Raw genomic sequence first — 23,806 nt, 5'->3', positions numbered from 1 at the left:
TTTTGTATTCGATATAAATTAAAAGATTCCTTTATAATTCGACAATATTTTTTCTAAATTTATTAGAAAGTGCTGTCGATCACGTTGTACAAATGATTTTAGGCCTTTCGTATAAGCCCCCTACCTGCGTAACTTCGCAGATACATACCTACTATATAAAATTGTATCCATTTGCTCATCTGTTACAAATGTACCTCTTGGAGACAATACCAATACTCCATTTTTTACAAGAAGGCTAGCAAGACCCACATTCTGTGTGATCACGAGATCTGTAACTTTTGCATGTTGATAAATATAAAAATCAACTTCATCTTGTTCAGAATCTACATAACCCCAATACCTTGCTGTTTTCTTGAACGATGAGCATAAGATGCGACAAACAAAATTTCGACATAAAATTTTGTTTCAACTTGCACAATTTCATTCTTCACGGGACACGCATCTGCATCAACTAATATGTTATTGATGTTTTGCATATTTCTGTATTCTACATCCCTTCTGTGAATCCTTCCATAATGTGCGTTTTCTTGTTTAGATTTTGTCGATTTAACGTAATTACATGTCTTTTTCGCAAATCCTATCCCTAGTTTATTCTGAAAAATTAAAGTCTAAACGTAAAATATAGGTTTTTATCACAATTTTTTATTATAATATATTTTCTTCAACTACGCTACATATCCCTTTAATTTTCATCTTACATTTAAAGATAACAAACTCGTTCCGTTAGCATAATAAAAAAAACAGAAGAATATAAGTATAACCATTCCGCTATATTCTATTACTAAGACTAAAGTTCATGCTCTACTTCACATCTTCCTCTACCTACTTCTCACGAGCGAAAAAAGCACATTCACCTTTGGTAAATGTGCTAAAACATTTTTTGGTTTTGCACTGCATTCACAATAATATTTGCTGTTTCTTCAATCGCCTTATTCGATACATCAATCACTTGACAATTTATTTTACTAATTACTTCCTCAAAATGATCAATTTCTTCTTTAATACGATTAATATTTGCATATGTTGCTCCATCACTTAATCCAAGTGATTTCAAACGTTCTTTTCGAATATGATTTAACTTATCGGGTGTAATTTTCAAACCGAAACATTTCTCTTTTGCCACTTGATATAATTCCTCAGGCGGATCCACTTCCGGTACAAGTGGTACATTGGCAACTTTCAAACGTTTGTTATGCGCTAAATATTGTGAAAGTGGTGTTTTTGATGTACGCGAAATTCCAATCAACACGATATCAGCTTTTAAAATACCACGTGCATCTCTGCCATCATCATACTTAACTGCAAATTCAATCGCTTCGATTTTTTTAAAGTACTCTTCATCTAATCTTCGAACGACACCTGGCTCATACCTTGGTACTTGCCCTGTAATTTCTTCAATTTGATCAATAAGAGGTCCGATAATATCGTATGCCTCTACTCCTTCTTTTGCCGCTTCTGTCACTAAGTATTGACGCATATCAGGCTTTACTAACGTAAAACAAATAAGCGCTTGATTGCTCTTGGCAATCGAGATCACTTCTTTTAATGTCCCTGTATCTTCTACATACGGTACACGTCTAATATCAGGAGCGAATGGGAACTGCCCCATTGCCGCTCTAACAACCAAATCAGCTGTTTCTCCTACAGAGTCAGATACGACATATACGATTTTATTATCCATTACATTACCTCACTTTAAACAAATTACACTTATTCGTTATTTACTAAATTGACAAACGCACGCGTAATATTTGTTTTTGTAATTCGTCCAATCACTTCTATACCTTGTTTCGTATCCTTTACAACTGGCATCGCATCAATCTGTCTTTCTATTAATTCCATCGCAATATCATATAAAGAATCCTCCCTGCGACACATCGCAATGTTTGGCATCCTTGTCATGATAATATTAACCGGAAGAGAGGTTAAATCCTGCTTTCCTAAGCTAGCTCGCAATAAATCTTTACGAGATACAACGCCAACTAATAAAGTAGATTGATCTACAACAAATAATGTACCAACGTCCTCTAGAAACATAGTACAGATTGCATCGTATACTGATACATTTTTATCAATTACAGCCGGCCTAGATTGATAATCTTGCACTTTAATTTTCTTAACAGCTTCAGATAATAGCTGTCCCCCAGTTTTACCCGTATAAAAATAACCTACGCGTGGACGCGCTTCTAAATAACCAGCCATCGTTAAAATTGCTAAGTCTGGTCTTAGCGTTGCACGTGTTAAACCCAATTGCGCAGCAATTGACTCCCCTGTAATAGGACCGTGATCTTTTACAATCTGAATGATATGTTCTTGCCGTTTATTCAGCTCTATGATAATCACCACCTTTAATGCACAACGAAAAAAGTTATACTATCTCTTAAATATTATATACTAAATATGCTATTCGAAAAAGAAAGTATGTAAAAAGGACCGTATACGGCCCTAATTATATTTGAAACTTATCAAGTTGTTCTAGGAAACGCCTTGATTTCAAATAAATCCCACAATATTCATCATAATATGTATTCAATACTGTGCGCATTTGTTTTTTTGTACTATCCTTCACCGATACATTACCGAGCCGGTGTAGATCGAAGTGAAAAAAGAGACGTAATAATTTATGAACAGCCTCTCCCACCGGGATACGATACGGATCTTGCTCCGCATGACGCGAGCACAGAAAACCACCTTCTCGGACAGAGAAGGCGACAAAATCTGTTGCTTGATGACAAATAGCACATGTATCAAAATACGGGCGCATCCCTAATACCGGAAGCATTTTCGTTTGATAAATTAACGATAATACTTCTGGGTCAACACCCTCACACATATAATGCAACGTTTGATATAACATTTCAAATAAATACGGATTATGCTTCTTATCTTCTGTTGCTTTATCAGTTAATTCAATAATAAATGATGCATAAGCAGTTAAAAATATATCCTCGCGAATTTCTTTCATAGATGAAATAATCTCGCCTTGTTGCAAAGTTCCAAGTCCAGATCCCATTTGAATAAGAAAATGACCATGTGTCATAAGTTGCGAAATAGCTGCTAACCGACTTTTCGGTTTTTTCGCCCCTCTTGCCATTGCACTTACCTTACCAAATTCCCGTGAGAATATTGTAACAATCTTGTTCGTTTCTCCGTAATCTGTCGTACGGATAACAATGCCCTCAACTTTTTGAAACATGTTCGTCACCATCCAAGGTTTGAACAAAACGGGTCAAGAAATTGGAGAATCTAAATGCGCTAACTCCTCTTCATGTTGATCCATCTCATCGTTTACGTCTTTTTCCATTTCTTTCAAAAGCAAATACGTTTCAATGCTTCCTGTTTTGGAGAAAAACTTCCAGGTAAAATCTAGCATAAGAATCCACCTTTCTCAATAAGCGTAGCCTATAAACCAATTTCTTTTGTTGTTATTAAATTGACCCATTTTGTTCATTTTCATGTGAGAAAAATTTTTCCTAATTTATCAAGGTTTATGAAAACCAATAATCAGTGGATGAACAAAACATCCACTGATCACAACTTTACTTCATATTAATATTCGTCTTCACGGAAACCAAGGTCACGCAGCTGTGACATTTTATTGCGCCAATCTTTTTGCACTTTCACCCATACTTCTAAAAATACTTTAGAACCGAGAAGTGCTTCAATGTCAAAGCGAGCTCGCTTACCGACTTCTTTTAACATCTTCCCTTGCTTACCGATAATAATTCCTTTTTGTGATGCACGTTCAACAACAATCGTTGCATTTATATAAACTGCCCCGCCTTCACGTTTTTGAATTGCATCAATAACAACAGCTACAGAATGCGGCACTTCTTCACGTGTTAAATGTAGTACTTTTTCACGAATAAGCTCTGCAATAATAAATCGCTCTGGATGATCCGTTACTTGATTATCTGGGTAGTATTGTGGTCCTTCTGGTAAATACTTTTTAATTGCTCCAATTAACGCTTCCACATTATTACCGTCTAATGCAGAAATTGGTACAATCTCTGCAAACTCATGTAGCTTACGGTATTGATCAATTAACTCTAATAATTGCTCTGGATGAACTTGGTCAATTTTATTAATTACCAAAAATACCGGTTGTTTCGTTTCTTGTAATTTCTCAATAATGAATTCCTCACCACGACCAAATCCTTCAGTTGCATTGACCATAAACAGAACAATATCAACTTCTTTCAATGTCGTTTGAGCCATCTTCACCATGAAGTCACCTAGTTTATGTTTAGGTTTATGTATTCCTGGTGTATCAATGAAAATCACTTGTGAATCATTTTCTGTATATACACCTTGAATTTTATTACGAGTTGTTTGTGGCTTGTCGCTCATAATAGCAATCTTCTGGCCGATAATACGATTTAAAAATGTAGATTTCCCAACATTCGGTCTGCCAATAATAGAGACAAAACCTGATTTATAACCTTTTCTATTCATGTAAATCCTCCGCTAAAAATGCTCCTGGTAACAATTCTCCGACTGTTGTCTCTTGAACGTCACCATGTAAGTTTGATAAGTATACTTTCGTATCCTGTTTACATAATTCTACCATAACTTGTCGACATGCTCCACAAGGAGGTACTGGGCGCTTTGTATCCGCTACGACTGCAATAGCTACAAACTCTTTATCCCCTTCAGAAATCCCCTTAAATAAAGCTGTTCTTTCTGCACAGTTACATAAACCATATGATGCATTTTCAACATTACATCCACGATATATTTTTCCATCTTTAGTTAGTAAAGCTGCACCTACTTGAAATTTAGAATATGGTACGTACGCTTGTTTACGCGCTTCGATTGCTTCTTGAATTAATTGTTTGCTATTCATATTCCCGCATCCTTTCCCTTCACAGATGTGAATAGATACATTCTTTCATTAAAGGCCTTCACGGCGCTCCCAAAGCTTAATAAAAGCTTTGGAATGCCAACTATACCATATACGGTAAAAAGATAATAGCACCAATTACAACAGCTATAATTGCAAACAATAAAACCGCTCCCGCTGCAACATCCTTTGCAATTTTTGCAAACGGATGAATATCAGCGGTTGCTAAGTCTACTGTTTTTTCAATAGCCGTATTCACCATCTCTAAACTTATTACAATCCCAATCACAATAAGTAATATGATCCATTCTGTTTTTGTAATATGGAAATAAAAGCCGCAGCATATAACAATGACTGCGGCCAAATAGTGAATTTTCATATTTCGTTCATGACGAAGACAAAAGTACATGCCAGCTATAGCATATCCAAAACTATTTATAAGTTTTCCTTTTTTCATCGTCCTAATCCAAATGCCTCTAAAATTTCTTTTTGTCTTCCAAACATTTCTTTTTCATCCTCTTCTGTCATGTGATCATAACCAAGCAAATGTAAAAAGCCATGTAACGCTAAAAACCCGAGTTCACGATCAAAAGAATGTCCATATTCCTCAGCTTGTTCTTTTGCTCTTGGAATAGAAATAATAAGATCCCCTAACATACGTGGCATCTCTGCACCGACGATTTCCATTTCGCCTTCTCCCATTTCTTCCATTGCAAAAGAAATAACGTCTGTAGGCTGATCCTTATCTCGGTAGTCACGGTTAATTTCGCGAATACGTTCATTATCTACAAACGTAACCGATAATTCCGTTCCTTCTTCTATATTTTCCATTTGGGCTGCTTTCTCTACCAATCCTCGAATCAAACTTATATATTCGTCTTTCACTTCTTCTGTTTCATCAATAAAATCAATTAATAAACTCATTCTTTCTCCTTTTCTTCCGGCAGTTCCGGATATGTAATACGAGAATGGAAAATACCATTTAGTGTTTCACATAACGTTTTACCAACAATTTGTAATTCTTTAAATGTCAAATCACATTCACTAAATTGCCCATCTTGCAAACGATCTCTAATAATACTTTGCACTAAATTATTAATTTGATCTGGCGTTGGATGATTCATCGAACGTACCGCCGCTTCTACACTATCAGCAATACCAACAATTGCCGACTCTTTAGATGTCGCTTTTGATCCTGGATAGCGGAACATCTCTTCCTTATATTTCTCTTTATCCTCTTTAATCGCTTTATAGTAAAAATATTTAAGCAACGTTGTACCGTGATGCTGTCCGGCAATATCAACAATTTCTTGAGGAATATGATACTCTTCCAACATCCTCACCCCATCAGTTACATGAGCAATGATAATATCTTTACTCGTTACAGGATCTAATTTATCATGCGGGTTTTTAATTCCCATCTGGTTTTCAATAAAAAACTGCGGTTGTACTGTCTTTCCTACATCATGATAATATGCCCCTACACGCGCTAACACTCCATTTGCTCCAACCGCTTCACAAGCAGCTTCAGACAGATTCGCTACCATTACACTATGGTGATACGTACCCGGTGCTTCTAATAAAATTTTACGCAGGAGCGGGTGATTCGGACTTGAAAGTTCCATTAATTTCATACTTGATACAATTCCGAGTCCACTTTCTAAATACGGTAAAATCCCCATAGCTAGAACAGAAGAGATAATCCCTGAAACTGCAGCCATTAATAATTGCATACCAATTTCAAGAGGCGAAAAGTTCCCATTTCGCAATAGTAGCAAAGCCGCCAATACGACTACATTTAATACAGAAACGAGTATACCAGCTTGTAAAATCATCGTACGACGATTTTTTTCTCTCAAGAAGATGCTAACCGATAATGAACTTAATAAAACATAAATACCTACACTATAATTCAGCGTACTCGTTACACCTTCATTAAACATAATACTTCCACACACAGAAAAAATCATACTTGTTAAAAATACAAATCGATCACCAATCATTAATTTTACAAGTATCGTCCCCATCGCGACCGGAACCACATACGCAATCCCCGCATATTCAAGCTTTTGAAATAAACTAATGATTTTCATTAAAACAATCGTGATAGACAGAATTGTGATGTATGCTAAGACATACGGCCTATCTTCTCTTTTTCGCTGTAAAAATACTTCAAACTGCTTATGCATAAAGTATAGCAACACACAAATGAGCACCGCCAAACCAACATAAGGTTGGAAGGTATTACCTTTCTCTAGCAACCCAACTAATTTCAACTGATTATACATATCACTTGAAATCGTTTCTCCTTCCCTAACAAGAACTTGTCCTTGAAGGATATAAACAGGTGCAACTAAATCTTCCTCTGCTTTTCTCTTCTCTTTTGTTAAAGTCGGATCATAAAAATAATTCGCTGAAATTGCATATTTCCCTAGTGCCTTAACAGCCTCTTTTAGACCACTATCGACATTAACACTATTCATCTCACTTACATACCGCTCTTTTGCGTCCTTCAATTCGTCCATTTTAATATGCATAGTCATTATACTATTAATGGCTGTGACTGCTGCATCTTTCGCTAATACCAATTGGCTTGAATCTGCGTTAATCAAGTTCAGTAAGTTTGAATCAGATAAATCTTTTGTTAAATCGACGGGTAATTTCTTTTTCAACTTGTCCACTTTATCAGCATCAGTAATCTTTTTTTGCTCATCTGGCCCAATGGCTTTAATCTCTTGCACCACTTCATCTACCTTAGCAAAAACATCATTAACAATATCCACTTTATTTTGTTTAAGCTCACTTCTATATGTATACTGATCTTCAACTTTTGTAGCGGCATCTTTTTTCTTTTTTTCCGTTGTAACTTTATCTTCAATTTTAATAGGAGAGTGGATTGTTTTTTTTGCAATAGAGTATATTTCAACATCTAATTGCTCTGGTTTCACATTATTCATAAGTGCAAAAAACAGTACTGCTCCTAATAAAACGTAAGAAATCCAACTTAGTTTCTTCGAATGTTGTAAATTACGAAACCACTTAGAAATTTCTTGAGATCTTGACATGATTTCAATACCTTCTCCTCTCCAGAAATAAAGTGAAACTACTTATAGCTTTCATTTCTTCCAGCCAACAATGCTTTATAGGTCCATATTTTCATACACCATCACCTATAGTTTATTTCCCTCGTCTTTAATGATAGTAAAAAATATGCCGTTCGCCAACCTTATCATACAAAAAGAAATGATCCTGACAAATAGGATCATTCCATTTTATCATATGCCTCAATAATACGTTGCACTAACGGGTGTCTCACAACGTCTGTTTGTTCCAGTGTAATGAACGAAAGACCTGATACACCAGACAAAACATTAGCAGCAATAGAAAGACCTGATTTTACCCCTTTTGGCAAGTCTACCTGCGAAGGGTCTCCAGTCACAACCATTTTAGAACTAAAACCTAATCGTGTTAAAAACATTTTTATTTGAGCACCAGTTGTATTCTGTGCTTCATCTAATATAACAAATGAATCATCAAGAGTACGCCCCCTCATGTAAGCAAGGGGTGCAATTTCAATTACACCTCGCTCCATCATACGCTGTGTATATTCTTGTCCAAGAATATCGTGCAATGCATCATACAACGGGCGTAAATACGGATCTACTTTTTCTTTCAAATCACCTGGTAAAAACCCTAGACTCTCCCCAGCTTCTACAGCAGGTCTTGTTAAAACAATTTTCTTTACATACCCTTGCTTTAAAGCTCTCACAGCCATTACTACAGCCAAGTATGTTTTTCCTGTCCCAGCAGGTCCTATTCCAAATACAATATCATTCTTTTTCATTGCATGAATATATCGTCTTTGTCCCATCGTTTTCACACGAATGGATTTACCTTTTGCTGTTTTAAAAATTTCCTCTTCATATAGTTCTTCGAATTGAGCGATTTTCCCTTGTTGCCCAAGCTGAATTGCATACGCAACATCTCTTTCCGAAATTGACACACCTTTACGGATAACAACAAGTAACTGTTGTAAGATTTTTTCTACGAGCGCCACAGTTTCATCTGCGCCAGATACACGAACAGACTCTCCTCTAGTCACAATCGATACACTAAGTTCTCGTTCAATTACTTTTAAATGAGCATCATTTACCCCAAAAAGAGCGATTGCCTCATTGGGATTTTCCAATTGTTGGTTCATTTCTACTAATTGTTCTGCCATTACTCAGTCTCCTTGAATATCGGATTCAGATATTGGTTGTGGCTCTGCAATATTTTCAATCACTGTATAATGTAATGTGACCTTTAGGTGATCCGCCTCAACCTCTTTACTCAAAATGTTATCACTTACAATCATAGCATGTTCATCCAATTTTTTCTTCAGTTCTTTTTCTGCCATCTCTTTCGCTACTTTCATTGCTTGTTTTTCGGTATATTCTCGATTCGCTTCTTCCTCTTCTCGTACAATATCTTTTTCGTATGCAACTGGTAATGTGAAGCCAAATAATTTCACATCATGTTTTACACTTTCAGTACGAGAGCGTTTATACTTATCATGTTGAAATCCCCATATTTTTATTTTAGCACTCCCAAATTTAAGAAAATATTCATTATACGAATTACCCGTATACACATGAAATTGTGTCTTTAACGGCACATCCACCTCAGATTTGTACCACGTTTCCCCATATACAATCCCTTTAGCCGAAACAACTGTCGGATTCTCCTCATTACCATACATCCCAGATACAAGAAGTTGCCCCTTTTCTACATGATCATTTTTCATGACGACTGGTTTTCCAACTTCTACAAACGTTTTCGTAATAGTCGCTTCTTTTTTTGCCACTAAGTTTTGTGGCTGTTGTTCCTTTTCTTTTTTCGGTTCATTTTTTTCAACAATTTTAAAATGATATGTTGTCCCTCTTATTTCCAATCCTGCCCAAGTAATCGCATTAATATTGTCCGTTAAATGACGTTGAACATCTTCTACATTAGGCATTTGGAACTGTAATTTCCCTTTTTTAATACCCATTTTGTCCAATTCTTTTATCAATATATATTCTGTTTCAGGTTTTGCTCCTGTAATTTCAATTTTCCACACCATATTCGATAATGCAATCATTCCGAAAAAAAATATTAAAAAACCAATTAAAAATCCACTATTTTTAATTAAACGCTTATTCCAAAAAGGAAAACCGTAACGTCCAATAAAATATAATTTGCACTCATTTTTTCTATAGATTGGTTTTATTTTTTTCACATCTCGTAATAACATGCAAAAAACTAACGTTTCATCTGCAATCTTCTTTACATCCCAAACTAATAATTTTCTACGAACACACTCGTTAACAAAGCGTTCCGCCCCTCTACCTTCAATCCGTACCTTTACATACCCAAGCCACTTTATAAACCATTTATTTTTCATCGACTATCTCCACTACCTTTCTAAAAGTAGATACAATACCTTTCACTCTAAGTATCAAAATAGCTCGTACTAAAATGAAATAAAGCGGAACTTTAATCAGCGAGGGTTTCATCCCCACTAATTATCCCCTCACTAATCGGGCATTTTCTTTGTATGAACTGAATATTAAGATTGGATTACTACCTGTTAATGGGGATAAGGAAGAAAAACTTCACAAACGGAAGTTTCCCCTCACTCCTCTTTCTTTTCATTTTCTAAAAATGTCACTTGTTCAATTATCCCTTCAAGTAAAAGTTCTTCTGGAAGGATTGTTTTAATAACAAAGGATTGACCTTTAATTAATAATTGACCATGTTTTAATAGCAATCTTACCTCTTTATCTGAAAACACTAATAATCCTCGATGATTTTCTATATAGATATGCACTTGCCCAACAAGCGTGATCCGAGGTAGATCCATTAACACATCCACTGGCAGGTCTATTTGCTTCGTTAACCAATTCTTCATTTGTTCTAATTTCTTCATCTCCAAAAGACCCCCTCTCATCCCATATGTATGAAAAAAGAGCTTGTAATATCACGTCCAAACTGAAAAAAAGCATAAAAAAACGTCTCATACGAAATGAGACGTTTTTTTATGCTAATAGCTGTATAACCAGCTTATTCACTAGTGATCCGTCTGTTTTACCTTTTACTTTCGGCATAATAGCAGTCATCACTTTACCCATATCTGCTTTAGAAGTAGCACCAACTTCAGAAATAACTTGCTTAATTAAATCAGCTAATTCTTCTTCTGTTAATTGCTCCGGCAAATATGCGCTTAAAATCTGAATTTCACTTTGCAGTTTATCAACAAGGTCTTCACGACCAGCTTTTTTAAATTCAAGGAGGGAGTCCTTATACTGTTTTACTTCACGAGCTAAAACTGTTAATTCCTCTTCTTCAGTAAGAGTATGTTGCAGTTTAATACCTTCATTTTGTAAAGCAGCCTTAACCATACGAATGACGGTTAATTTTTCTTTTTGTTTATTCTTCATCGCTTGTTTCATATCATCGTTTAAACGACCGAGAAGACTCATAACTTACACCCTCTCTTAGAATTTACGCTTTCTTGCCGCTTCAGATTTCTTCTTACGTTTTACACTTGGTTTTTCATAAAACTCGCGCTTTCTTGCTTCAGCAAGTGTACCAGTTTTAGAAACCGATCTTTTAAAACGGCGAAGTGCATCCTCCAAAGACTCGTTTTTACGAACGACTGTTTTTGACATTCTCTTTCCCTCCCTCCGAAACATCACACTTACATACTAACTTCAGCATGCAAAAAGAAACACTTCTTCAGCATGTCTTTTACGATTATAATACATTTTATCACTTCAGGTCAACTATTTGGCAGAATAAAAGAAGAAGAGATGCTCTTCCTTTTTCAAAAACTATGTAGATAGCTGTTATCTCTTTCCCTTAAAAATAAATATATTTTTATCACTAAATTATTTTTATATAGAGAACTGCTAAAAAATACTCAGTTAACGAGCAATCCATTACATCCTCTTTCAATACTTAACTTCTCCACAAACGAAAAAAGCATGCAAACCCTTTTTGTTTGCATGCTTTTTATTATGCGCTTGCTGATTCTTTTTTCACATCATCTTCAAGAACACGAACAAACTGCGCTTCGTTATATGGATAACCAGCTTTTGTAATTTTCACTTTTACTAGCTTACCAATTAATTCTTCAGATCCTTCAAACACAATTTTCAAATAGTTATCTGTATAACCTACATATAACCCTTCACGGTCGCCATCTTTAAATTGCTCTTCCGGGATAATTTCAAGCACTTCACCTTCAAACTGTGAAGCATACTCTTTCGCTAATTGATTAGATAGTTCAATTAAGCGGTGAACACGATCGTTCTTCACATCTTCAGGAACTTGATCTTCCATACGCGCTGCAGGTGTTCCCGTACGTTTTGAGTAAGGGAATACGTGTAACTCAGAGAAGCGATTCTCTTTAATGAAATTGTACGTTTCCATGAATTCTTCTTCTGTTTCACCTGGGAATCCAACGATTACATCTGATGTGATCGCAAGACCTGGTAGCGCCTCTTTCAAACGATCTAAACGCTCTTGGAAAAATTCCATCGTATACTTACGGCGCATACGTTTTAATACAGTATTAGATCCTGATTGCAGTGGAATATGCAAGTGACGTACAACTACTTCAGATTTATCTAGCACTTCAATTACTTCATCTGAAATTTGACTCGCTTCGATAGAAGAAATACGAAGACGTTTCAATCCGCCTACTTCTGCTTCCATATCACGAAGTAATCCAGCTAAGTTATAATCTTTTATATCTTCACCGTATCCACCTGTATGAATACCTGTTAATACGATTTCTTTATAACCTGCATCTACTAGTTGCTGTGCTTGTTTAATAACTTCTTTTCCATCACGAGAACGCATTAAACCACGCGCCCAAGGAATGATGCAAAATGTACAGAAGTTATTGCAACCTTCTTGTATTTTTAAAGATGCACGTGTACGGTCCGTGAAATATGGTACATCAAGCTCTTCGTATACACGTGTTTTCATAATATTGCGGACAGCATTAATTGGTTGACGCTCTTTACGGAACTCTTCGATGTATCCTAACATTTTCTCACGATCTTGCGTACCAACAACAATATCTACACCTGGAATTGCCATGATTTCAGCTGGAGATGTTTGTGCATAACATCCAGTTACACAAATTACCGCATCTGGATTTTGACGTACAGCACGTCTAATTACTTGACGGCTTTTTTTATCTCCAGTATTTGTTACTGTACATGTATTAATAACATATACATCAGATTTCTTTTCATATTCAGTTCTTTCATAACCACCTTGTTTAAACAATTGCCAAATCGCTTCTGTTTCATAGTGGTTTACTTTACAACCTAACGTGTGGAACGCAACAGTTGCCATTGATTATCACCCCATCAATTCAAAATGATAAGAAGCGGCACTTAACGCATAAAGCGGAGCCGTTTCTGTTCTTAAAATTCTTGGTCCTAAACTACATGGTACAAATTTATGTTCACGAAGTGCAGTAATCTCTTCCTCCGCTAAACCGCCTTCTGGTCCAAATACAATTAACAGCTTTTGACCCGGTTTAATCGTCGCTAAAGCTTTCGCAAAATTAGATTTCTCACCTTGTTTTGCTTCCTCTTCATAAGCAACAAGACAGCTATCATACTCACTACTCATTGCAAGTAATTGCTTAAATGATGCAGGAGCATGCACTTCTGGAATTTCACTTCTATGTGATTGTTCCGCAGCTTCTTTCACAATCTTTTTCAAACGCTCAACTTTTTTATCTGCTTTTTTCGCATCCCATTTTACAATAGAGCGAGATGCTTGAAAGGGTAAAAATGCAGCTGCCCCAAGCTCAGTTCCTTTTTGAAAAATTAACTCTAGCTTGTCTCCTTTCGGCAGTCCACTTGCAATCGTCACGAACACAGGAAGTTCGCTTGACGCCCCTATCCATTCTACAATAGCGGTATCCACAAATTCACTGGTAATTTCAGCAATTGAACATTCTGCTGTTTTACCATTTACACAGCAATAAATGTGGTCACCAGCTGACATACGCATCACTCTTGCGATGTGATGGACATCATCACCCATTATGCGAATACTTGTCTCATTTACATATTTCTCTTCTACAAAATAACGTTGCATATAATCACCTTAGTAGAGTTTCGTTCCTTTCGTAAGTCAACACTTACGAAAAGAACGAAACGTTATCATTTTCATATAACAAACGGCAAGTCCCTCACCTTATATAGTGAGAGACTCCCCTGTTCTTTATAGACTAAAATCTATATTACGCATTTCGTGCAATAATTGCTACCCAATCTTCCATTCGAAGCACGTCTTCAATTGTAAATCCAGCTTTTTCTAACGCCTCAGAAATTACTTTTTCTTTCGCCGCAATAATACCAGATGTAATAAATAATCCACCTGGCTTCACAACTCTCGCTGCATCTTCAGGGAATAGAAGAATAATTTCTGCTAATAAATTTGCTACGATTAAATCAACCGGACCTTCAATACCTTCTAATAGACTATTCTGTCCAACATTGACAATGTCATCTGTTTTATTTAAGCGCACATTCATCTCTGCACTTTCAACTGCAACTGGGTCTAAATCATACGCTTGAACAGAAGCCGCACCTAATTTTGCTGCTGCAATACTAAGTACCCCCGAACCTGTCCCCACATCAATCACAGTATCACCTGGCTGAACCGTTTTTTCTAAAGCACGAATACACATCGTTGTTGTTGGATGTGTCCCTGTACCAAACGCCATACCTGGATCTAATTCAATAATTTTTTCATCTGGAGAAGACGGTGTATATTCTTCCCACGTCGGCACAATTGTGAATGTATCAGAAATTTGAACTGGATGATAATATTTCTTCCAAGCAGTAGCCCAATCTTCCTCATCGACTTCATTAATTGTAATGTTTCCTGTACCAATTTCGATGTCAAAAGATGGTAGCGCATCAATAGATGATTTTACACTTGCAACCGTTTCGTGTAAAGAATCCGTTTGTGGGAAATATGCTTTCACCAAAACACCCTCACTTGGGTATTCATCTGGGTTAAGTGCATAAATCTCACCGTATTGTTGCTCACGCTCTTTCGTTAACTCCGCCGGATCCTCAATTGCAACCCCGCTAGCGCCTGCTTCGTGCAAAATATGAGAGACAGCTTCTACTGCTTCTTCTGTTGTATGAATACTAATTTCTGACCATTTCACAATTTACCAACTCCATTTTTTATTTCCATTATTCCCCTTTGAAAGCACGTTTAAGCTTTCCGAATAAGCTATCATCTTGATTTTCCTGACCTGCGAACTCACGCAATAATTCTTTTTGATGCGAAGTTAATTTCGTCGGTACAACGACACGAACCACTACGTATTGATCTCCTTGACCATATCCACGTACATTCGGAGCTCCTTTTCCTTTTAGACGGAATTCCGTTCCTGTTTGTGTTCCTGCTGGAATTTTCAACTTCACTTTCCCGTGAACTGTAGGTACTTCTACTTCAGCACCAAGCGCTACTTGTGCGAATGTCAATGGCATTTCACAAATAATATGATCGCCATCACGTTCGAAGAATTCATGATTTCTCACATGAACAACAACATATAAGTCACCTGCCGGCCCACCATTCACACCCGCTTCGCCTTTACCAGACACGCGAATTTGTTGACCATTATCAATACCAGCTGGAATTTTCACATTAATTTTTTTGCGTTTACGTACTTTACCAGAACCATGGCATGTCGTACATTTCTCTTTAATCATTTGACCTGTTCCTGAGCAATGGTTACACGCTTGACGGTTTACAATACGGCCAAATGGTGTATTTTGTTCTACACTTATTTGACCTGTTCCTGAACAATGTTTACATGTTTCTTTTGAAGTTCCCGGCTTCGCTCCACTACCGTGGCAAGTATCACATGGATCTTCTACTGGAATCTCAACGTTTAATTCTTTACCAAAAATTGCTTCTTCAAACTCTAAAGTAACTTGATATTGTAAATCAGCACCTTGACGCGGAGCATTCGGATCACGACGTCTGCCGCCGCCACCAAAGAATGAACTAAAGATATCTTCAAAGCCGAAACCTCCACCAAAGTCTCCACCACCGAAACCTTGATTTGGGCCAGCGTGACCAAATTGATCGTACTGTGCGCGTTTTTGATCATCACTTAATACTTCATATGCTTCTTGTACTTCTTTAAACTTGTCAATTGCATTTTCTTCTTTACTTACGTCTGGATGGTACTTTTTAGCCAAACGACGATACGCTTTTTTAATTTCATCTTTAGAAGCGCCCTTGCTAAGTCCAAGCACCTCATAATAGTCTCGTTTATTCATAAATTTGTAACCCCCGAATCTTTCACATAAACGTAATTTTAACACCGAAAGAAAGTGCTTTGCAACAAAGTTTCCTCACTTACAATATGCAAAGCTCAAAACTTAAGACCTTCTCAAGAATGTCTTAGCTCAAATAACCACTTTTTTCTTATTCGTGAAAAAAGCCAAAGCCAAGGCACGCTTGACTTTGACTTTTTGTCATCTTACTTATTTATATTACTTGTCTTCTTTTACTTCTTCAAACTCAGCGTCAACTACATTGTCTTTTTTCGCGCCAGCGTCTTGTGCTCCTTGCGCACCTTCTGCTTGCCCTGCAGCCGCTTGAGCTTGCTCATATAATTTAACAGTTAATTGTTGTACGATTTCTTGAAGAGCATCTTTTTTCGCACGGATTTCATCAAGTTCGTTTTTCTCGATTGCCGCTTGTAATGCTTCTTTCGCTTCTGTTGCTTTCGCTACTTCAGCTGCATCTACTTTACCTTCTAAATCTTTTACAACTTTATCTGTTTGGAATACAAGTTGGTCAGCTTCGTTGCGAAGTTCAACTTCTTCCTTACGTTTTTGGTCAGCGTCAGCATTTGCTTCAGCTTCTTGTACCATACGATTTACTTCGTCATCAGAAAGACCTGAAGAAGATTGGATTGTAATAGCTTGCTCTTTACTTGTTCCTAAGTCTTTCGCACGTACGTTAACAATACCGTTCGCATCAATATCGAATGTTACTTCGATTTGTGGAATACCACGTGGTGCTGGCGGAAGGTCTGTTAATTGGAAACGACCTAGTGTTTTGTTATCAGCTGACATTGGACGCTCACCTTGTAGCACGTGAATGTCTACCGCTGGTTGATTATCAGCAGCTGTTGAGAATACTTGTGATTTACTTGTTGGAATTGTAGTGTTACGCTCGATTAGTTTCGTAAATACACCACCCATAGTTTCAATACCTAAAGAAAGTGGAGTTACGTCTAATAATAGAACGCCTTCTACATCACCAGTAAGTACGCCACCTTGAACTGCAGCACCTAATGCTACAACTTCATCTGGGTTTACACCTTTATATGGCTCTTTACCCGTTTCACGTTTAATTGCTTCTTGTACAGCTGGGATACGAGTAGAACCACCAACAAGGATAACTTTATCTAATTCGCTTGGAGCAAAACCAGCGTCTTTTAATGCACGACGAGTTGGCTCTAATGTTCTTTCAACAAGACCTGCTGAAAGCTCTTCGAATTTTGCTCTTGTTAACGTTAATTCTAAGTGTAATGGACCAGCAGCTCCAGCACTAATGAATGGTAATGAAATTTGTGTTTGCGTTACACCAGAAAGATCTTTTTTCGCTTTTTCAGCTGCATCTTTCAGACGTTGAAGTGCCATTTTATCTTGACTTAAGTCAATGTTGTTTTCTTTCTTGAATTCAGCTACTAAATGATCGATGATAACTTGGTCAAAGTCATCTCCACCAAGACGGTTGTCACCAGCAGTTGAAATAACTTCAAATGTTCCATCTGCTAACTCAAGGATAGATACGTCAAAAGTACCGCCACCTAAGTCATATACTAGAATTTTTTGTTCTTCGTCTTGCTTCTCTAAGCCATAAGCAAGTGCTGCTGCTGTTGGTTCGTTAATAATACGTTCTACTTCTAAACCAGCAATACGACCAGCGTCTTTTGTCGCTTGGCGTTCTGCATCGTTGAAGTATGCTGGTACTGTAATAACAGCTTTCGTCACTGTTTCACCTAAGTACGCTTCAGCAGAAGCTTTTAAGTTTTGTAAAATGATTGCAGAAATTTCTTGAGGTGTATAATCTTTACCTTCAACTTCTACTTTATAGTCTGTACCCATATGACGTTTAACAGACATAATTGTATTTGGGTTTGTAATTGCTTGACGTTTCGCAACTTCCCCAACTTGACGCTCTTCATTTTTGAAAGCTACAACAGAAGGTGTTGTACGGTTTCCTTCTGGATTTGGGATAACCTTTGGTTCTCCACCTTCCATAACAGCTACACAAGAGTTTGTTGTACCTAAGTCAATACCGATAATTTTACTCATAGCGAATCCTCCTACATTTATGTAAATTATTGATTTACTTTTACCATTGATGGGCGAATCACACGGTCTTTTAGTTTATAACCTTTTTGGAATTCTTCCACAACCGCGTTTGATTCAAACTCACTGTCCTCTACTTGCATAACAGCTTGGTGCTCATGAGGATCAAACTGTTTACCAACAGCTTCAATCGCTTCAACACCTTCTTTAGTCAGTGCTTCTAACAATTGACGATGCACCATTTCCATACCTTGTAATAAGGACTTCATTTGCTCATCAGTTGCTTCCACTTGCATTGCTCTTTCAAAATTATCAAGAGCTGGCAGAATATCTGACACAAGACTTTGTGCTCTATATTTTTCAGCAGCCTGTTTATCCATTTGGACGCGGCGCTTATGATTTTCAAAATCAGCTTGTAGACGTAGTGTGCGACCTTCCGTTTCCGATAGTTTCGCTTGTAACTCATCTACTTTCTCTTGTAAAAGAGCAGCTTCACTTTTTTCTTCTACAGCTTCTTCACCGTTTTCTGTCGTGACAGCTTCTTCAACTTGCGCTTCTTTCACTTCTTCTACCACTTGTTCGTTACGCTCTTCCACAATTTTCACCTCCTTAAAAGGTATTAGGTATCATGTATAGCATGATTACCTAAGCATTATATATTACACACAGCAATGAAAATTTCATCACTTGAGCGAATGTATTACTCTCATTTACTTTTTAAGTCCGTCTGTAAATTGTCTTGTAAACAACTGCAACAAACTAATTACACGAGAGTATTGCATTCTCGTCGGACCTAAAATCGCAATTGTTCCTAGTTGCTCTTCTCCAATCGAATACGTTGCAGAAATTAAACTACAATCTTCCATAGCTATCGAAGAATTTTCCCTGCCAATTTTCACTTGAATACCTACTTGTTTATGACGCAAAATATCATAAAACTCAGCTTCGTTATCAATCATCGTCAGCAAGGACCTTACTTTTTGAATGTCATGGAACTCTGGCTGCGAAAGCATATTTGCTTTTCCTCCAAAGTATATCTTTTCCGATAAAGGAACTTGAAATGTACCATCTAACATTTTTATTGCACTATCGTAATTATGAACATACCCACGCAAGACTGTAACAATCTCTTTAAAGATTTTATTATGAAGTTCCGACATAGGTACACCCGATAGCTTTTCATTTAAAATATTAACCATTTTTTCTAAATCTGATAAATCAACAGATTCCGGAACGGTAATCGTTTTACTTTGTACATGCCCTGTATCCGTAACAATAATAGCGACTGCTGTTTGACGATCAAGCGGTACAATTTGTACATTTTTAAGTTTATTTGTGCTTAACTTCGGACCAAGAACAATAGCCGTATAATTCGTAAGCTCTGACAAAATCTGAGCAGATTGTTGTGCAATCTTTTCCGCTTCAAAAATTCTTTCAGCAAATAAATCTTTAATTTGTACAATTTCATCGTTAGGTAAGTTTTGTGGCGCTAAAAGATGGTCTACATAAAAACGATACCCTTTTTCAGAAGGAACACGCCCAGAAGAACTATGCGTTTTTTCAATAAATCCTAGTTCCTCTAGATCAGCCATTTCATTGCGAATAGTAGCTGAACTAAACGTAATTTCATCTTTCTTAGCCAACGTCCTCGACCCAACAGGTTGCGCTGATCCAATAAAGTCATCAATAATTGTTTGTAAAATTAAGAGCTGACGTTCCGTAAGCATCTCATCATCACCTCTGTTAGCACTCTTTGTCTTCGAGTGCTAAATCTATTAATAACTTACCAAAATTGACATTCAATTGTCAACGGAAACGTCACGAAATCACGAAACTTTTTCACGCTTATGGAACAATTAATCAATCAAAAATGACTGGAATACTTCATTCCCTAATAGTTTCCCTTTCCTCGTTAAACAAACATGTCCATCTCTGTTTTCAAGTAACCCCTGTTCTTGGTTGCTTTGTAACTGCTTTGCAAAAACGTGATCCATTTCCACATTAAATTTCTTTTGGAATTCTACCTTAGAAACACCTTTTGTTTTTCGGAGCCCTAAAAACAACTCTTCTTCCATTTTTTCTTTCTCCGTCACTATGTGAACATCTAAATATGGAAATCCTGTTTCATCAATTTTAGTGAAATATTGCTTGAGCGGCCCTACATTTTGAATTCGTTCTCCATTCACATAACTGTGCGCTCCAGCTCCAAAACCATAATACTCTTCATTATTCCAGTATGTGAGATTATGTCTACTTTCATTATCACCTTTTGAGAAGTTGCTAATTTCATACTGGCTATAACCATGTTTCTCCATTTCATCCATTACCATTTCATACATTTTCGCTTCATGGTCTTCACCCGGAAGTCTCAACTTCCCTTTATTCATTAAGTTATAAAATACAGTCTTCGGTTCCACAATTAATGAATATGCTGAGAAATGTTGTACACCAAGCGTGAAGGCAATGTCTAATGTTTCTTTTACATCTTCTATCGTCTGTCCTGGCAAAGCATAAATTATATCTACATTAATATTTGTAAAGCCAACTTCCTGCGCTTCTCGAATTGCTACAAATGCATCTTCCCTCGTATGTTTACGCCCAATCTTCTCAAGTAGCTCATCACGAAACGTTTGCACACCAAAACTAATTCGGTTTACTCCACCTTCTAGTAATAAGTTCAACTTCTCTTTCGGTAAATCACCTGGGTTCGCTTCAAACGTTAACTCACAATTCGGAGCAAATGGACGCAAACGACGGTTTATAATGTCGAGTAGTTTTTTTGTTTGCTCCATATTTAAGGCTGTCGGAGTTCCTCCGCCAACAAAAATCGTTTTCATGCTTTCAAACGGTACTTTTCGAACCGTATTTACTATTTCTTTCTCTAAATATTGCAAGTATTGATCAACCGGTTGGCGTTCAATAAATACTTTATTAAAATCACAATAGTGACAAATATGCTGACAAAATGGAATATGAATATATGCAGCTTGTACCAAATATAACTCCTACCTTTCTACAAAGAAAACCTCCGCACTCGGGAGGCTCTTTTACTTCTCTAACGTATTACGAATTTGTTCCATTCGCATTTTTCCCCAATCATACATCATTTCAACGATTGGTAAAAGCGACATGCCTAGTTCCGTCATATAATACTCAACACGCGGAGGAATTTCTGGATATACCGTTCGTTCAACAATCCCATCCTCCATTAATTCTTTTAGTTGATTCGACAACACTTTATGAGAAATGCTCGGGAATAGTCGTTGCAATTCACTAAAACGATGGGGCCCTTCTACACCGAGGTGCCACAATATCACAACTTTCCACTTCCCACTAATAATAGAAAGCGTCAATTCCTTTTCACAATTAAAATTACCATTTTGTATTTTATCTTGAATATCTTTTCGAATATTTTCGGACATTAATAGTCTCCTAACTCTAGATCAATCACTAAAAAGCTCTCTCATCATTGTAAATGAGAGAGGCTCAGATGTCTAAAAAGTACTTAGCAATAAAAAAGAAGCCGAACGAACGGCTTCTACTTTTAATCCAATTAGCGCGGACTAATAATCAATAAGGATTGAAAAACCACTGATTATAGTTTCACTTTATTAGTTATCATCCATTTTCAATACAGCCATGAATGCTTCTTGTGGTACTTCTACAGAACCAACAGACTTCATACGTTTTTTACCTTCTTTTTGCTTATCAAGAAGTTTACGCTTACGAGAAATGTCACCACCGTAACATTTTGCAAGTACGTTTTTACGCATCGCCTTAATTGTAGAACGGGCTACAACTTTGTTTCCGATAGTTGCCTGAATCGGCACTTCGAACTGTTGTCTTGGAATTAATTCTTTTAGTTTCTCTACAATTACTTTACCACGGTCATACGCTGAATCACGGTGCACAATAAATGATAAAGCATCCACTTGTTCATTATTTAAAAGAATATCCATTTTCACAAGTTTAGATGGTTTATAACCAATTAACTCGTAGTCAAATGATGCATATCCTTTCGTATTTGATTTCAATTGATCGAAGAAATCATATACGATTTCTGATAACGGGATTTCATATGTCAATGTAACACGCGTTTCATCTAAATATTGCATATCAATAAACGTTCCACGTTTACCTTGGCAAATTTCCATTACAGCTCCAACATAGTCATTCGGAACCATAATTGAAGCCTTCACAAACGGCTCTTCTACACGATCGATGGACTGTGGATCTGGCATATTTGATGGATTATCAACAATAACATCTTCACCGTTTGTTAAATAAACTTTATAAATAACGCTTGGCGCTGTTGTAATTAAGTCAATCTTAAATTCACGTTCAATACGTTCTTGAATGATTTCCATGTGAAGAAGTCCTAAGAAACCACAACGGAAACCAAATCCTAGCGCCTGAGATGTTTCTGGCTCAAACTCAAGAGCAGAATCATTCAATTCTAGTTTTTCTAATGCATCACGTAAGTCGTTATAACGTGCAGAATCAATCGGATATAAACCACAGAATACCATTGGGTTTAATTTACGATATCCTGCTAACGGCTCTGCAGCAGGACGTTTCGCGTGTGTAATTGTATCACCAACGCGTGTATCACCAACGTTTTTAATCGATGCTGCTAAGAAACCTACATCACCTACTGTTAACTCGTCACGTTGCGTTGTTTTCGGTGTAAACACACCTACTTCTGTTACTTCAAATTCTTTTCCAGTTGCCATCATACGTACTTTATCGCCAACTTTTACCGTTCCATTTACAACACGGATATAAGCAATTACACCGCGGTACGGATCATATAAAGAGTCGAAAATCATACATTGTAACGGCTCTTCCGAATCACCTGTCGGAGCTGGTACTTTTCCAACGATTTGTTCCAAAATTTCTTCAATACCAATCCCAGCTTTTGCTGAAGCAAGTACTGCTTCTGATGCATCTAAACCAATTACATCTTCTACCTCTTGACGCACACGTTCTGGGTCCGCACTTGGTAAGTCGATTTTATTAATTACTGGTAAAATCTCTAAATTGTTATCAAGCGCTAAATATACGTTTGCTAACGTTTGCGCTTCAATACCTTGCGCTGCATCTACTACAAGAATTGCGCCTTCACAAGCCGCTAAACTACGAGATACTTCGTACGTAAAGTCGACGTGTCCTGGTGTATCGATTAAATGAAGAATATACTCTTCACCGTCTTTTGCTTTATACGTTAATTGTACTGCGTTTAATTTAATTGTAATACCACGCTCACGCTCTAAATCCATAGAGTCAAGCAATTGAGCTTTCATTTCACGTTGTGTTAACGCGTTTGTTTTCTCTAAAATACGGTCTGCTAACGTTGACTTTCCGTGGTCAATATGAGCAATAATAGAGAAATTACGAATGTTCGACTGTCTTTTTGCTCTTTCTTCTTTATTCATCTATGTTCTCAACTCCTAATAGTCTCGCCAATATACACTAGCACTGATTATATCAATAGAGCAGCAAAGATTCAATGAAAACTCGTGCTGCTTACAATACAAATCATTCTATCTATATC

General features: G+C 36.9%; 26 protein-coding genes. All 26 read right to left on the bottom strand.

What is annotated here, in order from left to right; translation table 11 throughout:
- Nucleotides 1-120: 120 nt before the first annotated feature.
- Nucleotides 121-294: a DUF188 domain-containing protein gene (locus tag BAU28_RS30910; RefSeq protein ID WP_244158098.1), complete on the bottom strand. Its 174-nt coding sequence runs from the start codon at nt 292-294 to the stop codon at nt 121-123.
- Nucleotides 295-323: 29 nt separating this feature from the next.
- Nucleotides 324-476, bottom strand: coding sequence for a hypothetical protein (locus tag BAU28_RS30905; protein WP_165615161.1), 153 nt, complete (start codon nt 474-476; stop codon nt 324-326).
- Nucleotides 477-868: 392 nt separating this feature from the next.
- The gene (locus BAU28_RS11270) at nt 869-1,681 is read right to left on the bottom strand and encodes a pyruvate, water dikinase regulatory protein (RefSeq protein WP_071718602.1); all 813 of its coding nucleotides are present in this window, start codon (nt 1,679-1,681) and stop codon (nt 869-871) included.
- A gap of 29 nt (nt 1,682-1,710) precedes the next feature.
- On the bottom strand, nt 1,711-2,343 hold the full coding sequence (ccpN, locus tag BAU28_RS11265) for a transcriptional regulator CcpN (RefSeq protein ID WP_083594685.1): 633 nt from the start codon (nt 2,341-2,343) through the stop codon (nt 1,711-1,713).
- Nucleotides 2,344-2,449: 106 nt separating this feature from the next.
- Nucleotides 2,450-3,196, bottom strand: a complete 747-nt coding sequence (recO, locus tag BAU28_RS11260) for a DNA repair protein RecO (protein ID WP_002173498.1) — start codon at nt 3,194-3,196, stop codon at nt 2,450-2,452.
- 33 nt (nt 3,197-3,229) lie between these two features.
- Nucleotides 3,230-3,373 carry a YqzL family protein gene (locus BAU28_RS11255; RefSeq protein WP_000883924.1) on the bottom strand — a complete coding sequence of 48 codons (144 nt, stop codon included), beginning with the start codon at nt 3,371-3,373 and terminating at the stop codon, nt 3,230-3,232.
- A 176-nt stretch (nt 3,374-3,549) separates the two neighbouring features.
- On the bottom strand, nt 3,550-4,455 hold the full coding sequence (gene era / locus BAU28_RS11250) for a GTPase Era (RefSeq protein ID WP_001080234.1): 906 nt from the start codon (nt 4,453-4,455) through the stop codon (nt 3,550-3,552).
- Complete coding sequence (locus tag BAU28_RS11245; RefSeq protein WP_071718600.1) at nt 4,448-4,846, bottom strand: cytidine deaminase; 399 nt, start codon at nt 4,844-4,846, stop codon at nt 4,448-4,450. Before BAU28_RS11245 ends, era begins: the two co-directional genes overlap by 8 nt.
- Before the next feature lie 100 nt (nt 4,847-4,946).
- A complete protein-coding gene (locus BAU28_RS11240; protein ID WP_071718599.1) occupies nt 4,947-5,300 on the bottom strand; it encodes a diacylglycerol kinase family protein in 354 nt (117 codons plus the stop codon).
- The gene (gene ybeY / locus BAU28_RS11235; protein WP_071718598.1) at nt 5,297-5,767 is read right to left on the bottom strand and encodes an rRNA maturation RNase YbeY; all 471 of its coding nucleotides are present in this window, start codon (nt 5,765-5,767) and stop codon (nt 5,297-5,299) included. Before ybeY ends, BAU28_RS11240 begins: the two co-directional genes overlap by 4 nt.
- Nucleotides 5,764-7,908, bottom strand: coding sequence for an HD family phosphohydrolase (locus BAU28_RS11230; protein ID WP_002173501.1), 2,145 nt, complete (start codon nt 7,906-7,908; stop codon nt 5,764-5,766). The genes ybeY and BAU28_RS11230 overlap by 4 nt, the downstream gene beginning before the upstream one ends.
- 197 nt (nt 7,909-8,105) lie before the next feature.
- Nucleotides 8,106-9,065: a PhoH family protein gene (locus BAU28_RS11225; protein WP_071718597.1), complete on the bottom strand. Its 960-nt coding sequence runs from the start codon at nt 9,063-9,065 to the stop codon at nt 8,106-8,108.
- Nucleotides 9,066-9,068: 3 nt separating this feature from the next.
- Complete coding sequence (yqfD, locus tag BAU28_RS11220; protein WP_071718596.1) at nt 9,069-10,268, bottom strand: sporulation protein YqfD; 1,200 nt, start codon at nt 10,266-10,268, stop codon at nt 9,069-9,071.
- Nucleotides 10,269-10,499: 231 nt separating this feature from the next.
- Nucleotides 10,500-10,793, bottom strand: coding sequence for a sporulation protein YqfC (gene yqfC, locus BAU28_RS11215; protein ID WP_002088680.1), 294 nt, complete (start codon nt 10,791-10,793; stop codon nt 10,500-10,502).
- A 109-nt stretch (nt 10,794-10,902) separates the two neighbouring features.
- Nucleotides 10,903-11,346, bottom strand: a complete 444-nt coding sequence (locus BAU28_RS11210; protein WP_002173504.1) for a GatB/YqeY domain-containing protein — start codon at nt 11,344-11,346, stop codon at nt 10,903-10,905.
- Nucleotides 11,347-11,361: 15 nt separating this feature from the next.
- A complete protein-coding gene (rpsU, locus tag BAU28_RS11205) occupies nt 11,362-11,535 on the bottom strand; it encodes a 30S ribosomal protein S21 (protein ID WP_000048061.1) in 174 nt (57 codons plus the stop codon).
- Nucleotides 11,536-11,881: 346 nt separating this feature from the next.
- Nucleotides 11,882-13,234, bottom strand: a complete 1,353-nt coding sequence (gene mtaB, locus BAU28_RS11200; RefSeq protein ID WP_071718595.1) for a tRNA (N(6)-L-threonylcarbamoyladenosine(37)-C(2))-methylthiotransferase MtaB — start codon at nt 13,232-13,234, stop codon at nt 11,882-11,884.
- A 6-nt stretch (nt 13,235-13,240) separates the two neighbouring features.
- The gene (locus BAU28_RS11195) at nt 13,241-13,990 is read right to left on the bottom strand and encodes a 16S rRNA (uracil(1498)-N(3))-methyltransferase (RefSeq protein ID WP_071718594.1); all 750 of its coding nucleotides are present in this window, start codon (nt 13,988-13,990) and stop codon (nt 13,241-13,243) included.
- Nucleotides 13,991-14,135: 145 nt separating this feature from the next.
- Entirely contained in the window at nt 14,136-15,074 is a 939-nt protein-coding gene (gene prmA / locus BAU28_RS11190) for a 50S ribosomal protein L11 methyltransferase (protein WP_071718593.1), read from the bottom strand.
- Between the two features lie 28 nt (nt 15,075-15,102).
- Complete coding sequence (dnaJ, locus tag BAU28_RS11185) at nt 15,103-16,203, bottom strand: chaperone protein DnaJ (protein WP_002173508.1); 1,101 nt, start codon at nt 16,201-16,203, stop codon at nt 15,103-15,105.
- Nucleotides 16,204-16,419: 216 nt separating this feature from the next.
- On the bottom strand, nt 16,420-18,255 hold the full coding sequence (gene dnaK, locus BAU28_RS11180) for a chaperone protein DnaK (protein WP_002173509.1): 1,836 nt from the start codon (nt 18,253-18,255) through the stop codon (nt 16,420-16,422).
- Between the two features lie 26 nt (nt 18,256-18,281).
- Nucleotides 18,282-18,848, bottom strand: coding sequence for a nucleotide exchange factor GrpE (grpE, locus tag BAU28_RS11175; RefSeq protein ID WP_071718592.1), 567 nt, complete (start codon nt 18,846-18,848; stop codon nt 18,282-18,284).
- A 114-nt stretch (nt 18,849-18,962) separates the two neighbouring features.
- The gene (gene hrcA / locus BAU28_RS11170; protein WP_002173511.1) at nt 18,963-19,979 is read right to left on the bottom strand and encodes a heat-inducible transcriptional repressor HrcA; all 1,017 of its coding nucleotides are present in this window, start codon (nt 19,977-19,979) and stop codon (nt 18,963-18,965) included.
- Nucleotides 19,980-20,108: 129 nt separating this feature from the next.
- Entirely contained in the window at nt 20,109-21,248 is a 1,140-nt protein-coding gene (gene hemW, locus BAU28_RS11165; RefSeq protein WP_071718591.1) for a radical SAM family heme chaperone HemW, read from the bottom strand.
- 51 nt (nt 21,249-21,299) lie between these two features.
- Nucleotides 21,300-21,674, bottom strand: a complete 375-nt coding sequence (locus BAU28_RS11160; protein ID WP_025147403.1) for a winged helix-turn-helix transcriptional regulator — start codon at nt 21,672-21,674, stop codon at nt 21,300-21,302.
- Between the two features lie 189 nt (nt 21,675-21,863).
- Nucleotides 21,864-23,687 carry an elongation factor 4 gene (lepA, locus tag BAU28_RS11155; RefSeq protein WP_071718590.1) on the bottom strand — a complete coding sequence of 608 codons (1,824 nt, stop codon included), beginning with the start codon at nt 23,685-23,687 and terminating at the stop codon, nt 21,864-21,866.
- Between the last annotated feature and the right edge of the window lie 119 nt (nt 23,688-23,806).

Origin of the sequence: Bacillus paramycoides, from assembly GCF_001884235.1 — a bacterium.
GTDB classification, from domain to species: domain Bacteria; phylum Bacillota; class Bacilli; order Bacillales; family Bacillaceae_G; genus Bacillus_A; species Bacillus_A paramycoides.
The sequence above is the reverse complement of the archived record's forward strand: the minus strand, read 5'-3'. Positions and strand labels throughout refer to the sequence as shown.

What these genes read in the sequence shown, in the direction of transcription:
- BAU28_RS30905 (WP_165615161.1), bottom strand. Translation starts at nt 476, where the DNA reads ATGCAAAACATCAATAACATATTAGTTGATGCAGATGCGTGTCCCGTG.
- BAU28_RS11270 (WP_071718602.1), bottom strand. Translation starts at nt 1,681, where the DNA reads ATGGATAATAAAATCGTATATGTCGTATCTGACTCTGTAGGAGAAACA.
- recO (WP_002173498.1), bottom strand. Translation starts at nt 3,196, where the DNA reads ATGTTTCAAAAAGTTGAGGGCATTGTTATCCGTACGACAGATTACGGA.
- BAU28_RS11255 (WP_000883924.1), bottom strand. Translation starts at nt 3,373, where the DNA reads ATGCTAGATTTTACCTGGAAGTTTTTCTCCAAAACAGGAAGCATTGAA.
- era (WP_001080234.1), bottom strand. Translation starts at nt 4,455, where the DNA reads ATGAATAGAAAAGGTTATAAATCAGGTTTTGTCTCTATTATTGGCAGA.
- BAU28_RS11245 (WP_071718600.1), bottom strand. Translation starts at nt 4,846, where the DNA reads ATGAATAGCAAACAATTAATTCAAGAAGCAATCGAAGCGCGTAAACAA.
- BAU28_RS11240 (WP_071718599.1), bottom strand. Translation starts at nt 5,300, where the DNA reads ATGAAAAAAGGAAAACTTATAAATAGTTTTGGATATGCTATAGCTGGC.
- ybeY (WP_071718598.1), bottom strand. Translation starts at nt 5,767, where the DNA reads ATGAGTTTATTAATTGATTTTATTGATGAAACAGAAGAAGTGAAAGAC.
- BAU28_RS11230 (WP_002173501.1), bottom strand. Translation starts at nt 7,908, where the DNA reads ATGTCAAGATCTCAAGAAATTTCTAAGTGGTTTCGTAATTTACAACAT.
- BAU28_RS11225 (WP_071718597.1), bottom strand. Translation starts at nt 9,065, where the DNA reads ATGGCAGAACAATTAGTAGAAATGAACCAACAATTGGAAAATCCCAAT.
- yqfD (WP_071718596.1), bottom strand. Translation starts at nt 10,268, where the DNA reads ATGAAAAATAAATGGTTTATAAAGTGGCTTGGGTATGTAAAGGTACGG.
- yqfC (WP_002088680.1), bottom strand. Translation starts at nt 10,793, where the DNA reads ATGAAGAAATTAGAACAAATGAAGAATTGGTTAACGAAGCAAATAGAC.
- BAU28_RS11210 (WP_002173504.1), bottom strand. Translation starts at nt 11,346, where the DNA reads ATGAGTCTTCTCGGTCGTTTAAACGATGATATGAAACAAGCGATGAAG.
- rpsU (WP_000048061.1), bottom strand. Translation starts at nt 11,535, where the DNA reads ATGTCAAAAACAGTCGTTCGTAAAAACGAGTCTTTGGAGGATGCACTT.
- mtaB (WP_071718595.1), bottom strand. Translation starts at nt 13,234, where the DNA reads ATGGCAACTGTTGCGTTCCACACGTTAGGTTGTAAAGTAAACCACTAT.
- BAU28_RS11195 (WP_071718594.1), bottom strand. Translation starts at nt 13,990, where the DNA reads ATGCAACGTTATTTTGTAGAAGAGAAATATGTAAATGAGACAAGTATT.
- dnaJ (WP_002173508.1), bottom strand. Translation starts at nt 16,203, where the DNA reads ATGAATAAACGAGACTATTATGAGGTGCTTGGACTTAGCAAGGGCGCT.
- dnaK (WP_002173509.1), bottom strand. Translation starts at nt 18,255, where the DNA reads ATGAGTAAAATTATCGGTATTGACTTAGGTACAACAAACTCTTGTGTA.
- hrcA (WP_002173511.1), bottom strand. Translation starts at nt 19,979, where the DNA reads ATGCTTACGGAACGTCAGCTCTTAATTTTACAAACAATTATTGATGAC.
- BAU28_RS11160 (WP_025147403.1), bottom strand. Translation starts at nt 21,674, where the DNA reads ATGTCCGAAAATATTCGAAAAGATATTCAAGATAAAATACAAAATGGT.
- lepA (WP_071718590.1), bottom strand. Translation starts at nt 23,687, where the DNA reads ATGAATAAAGAAGAAAGAGCAAAAAGACAGTCGAACATTCGTAATTTC.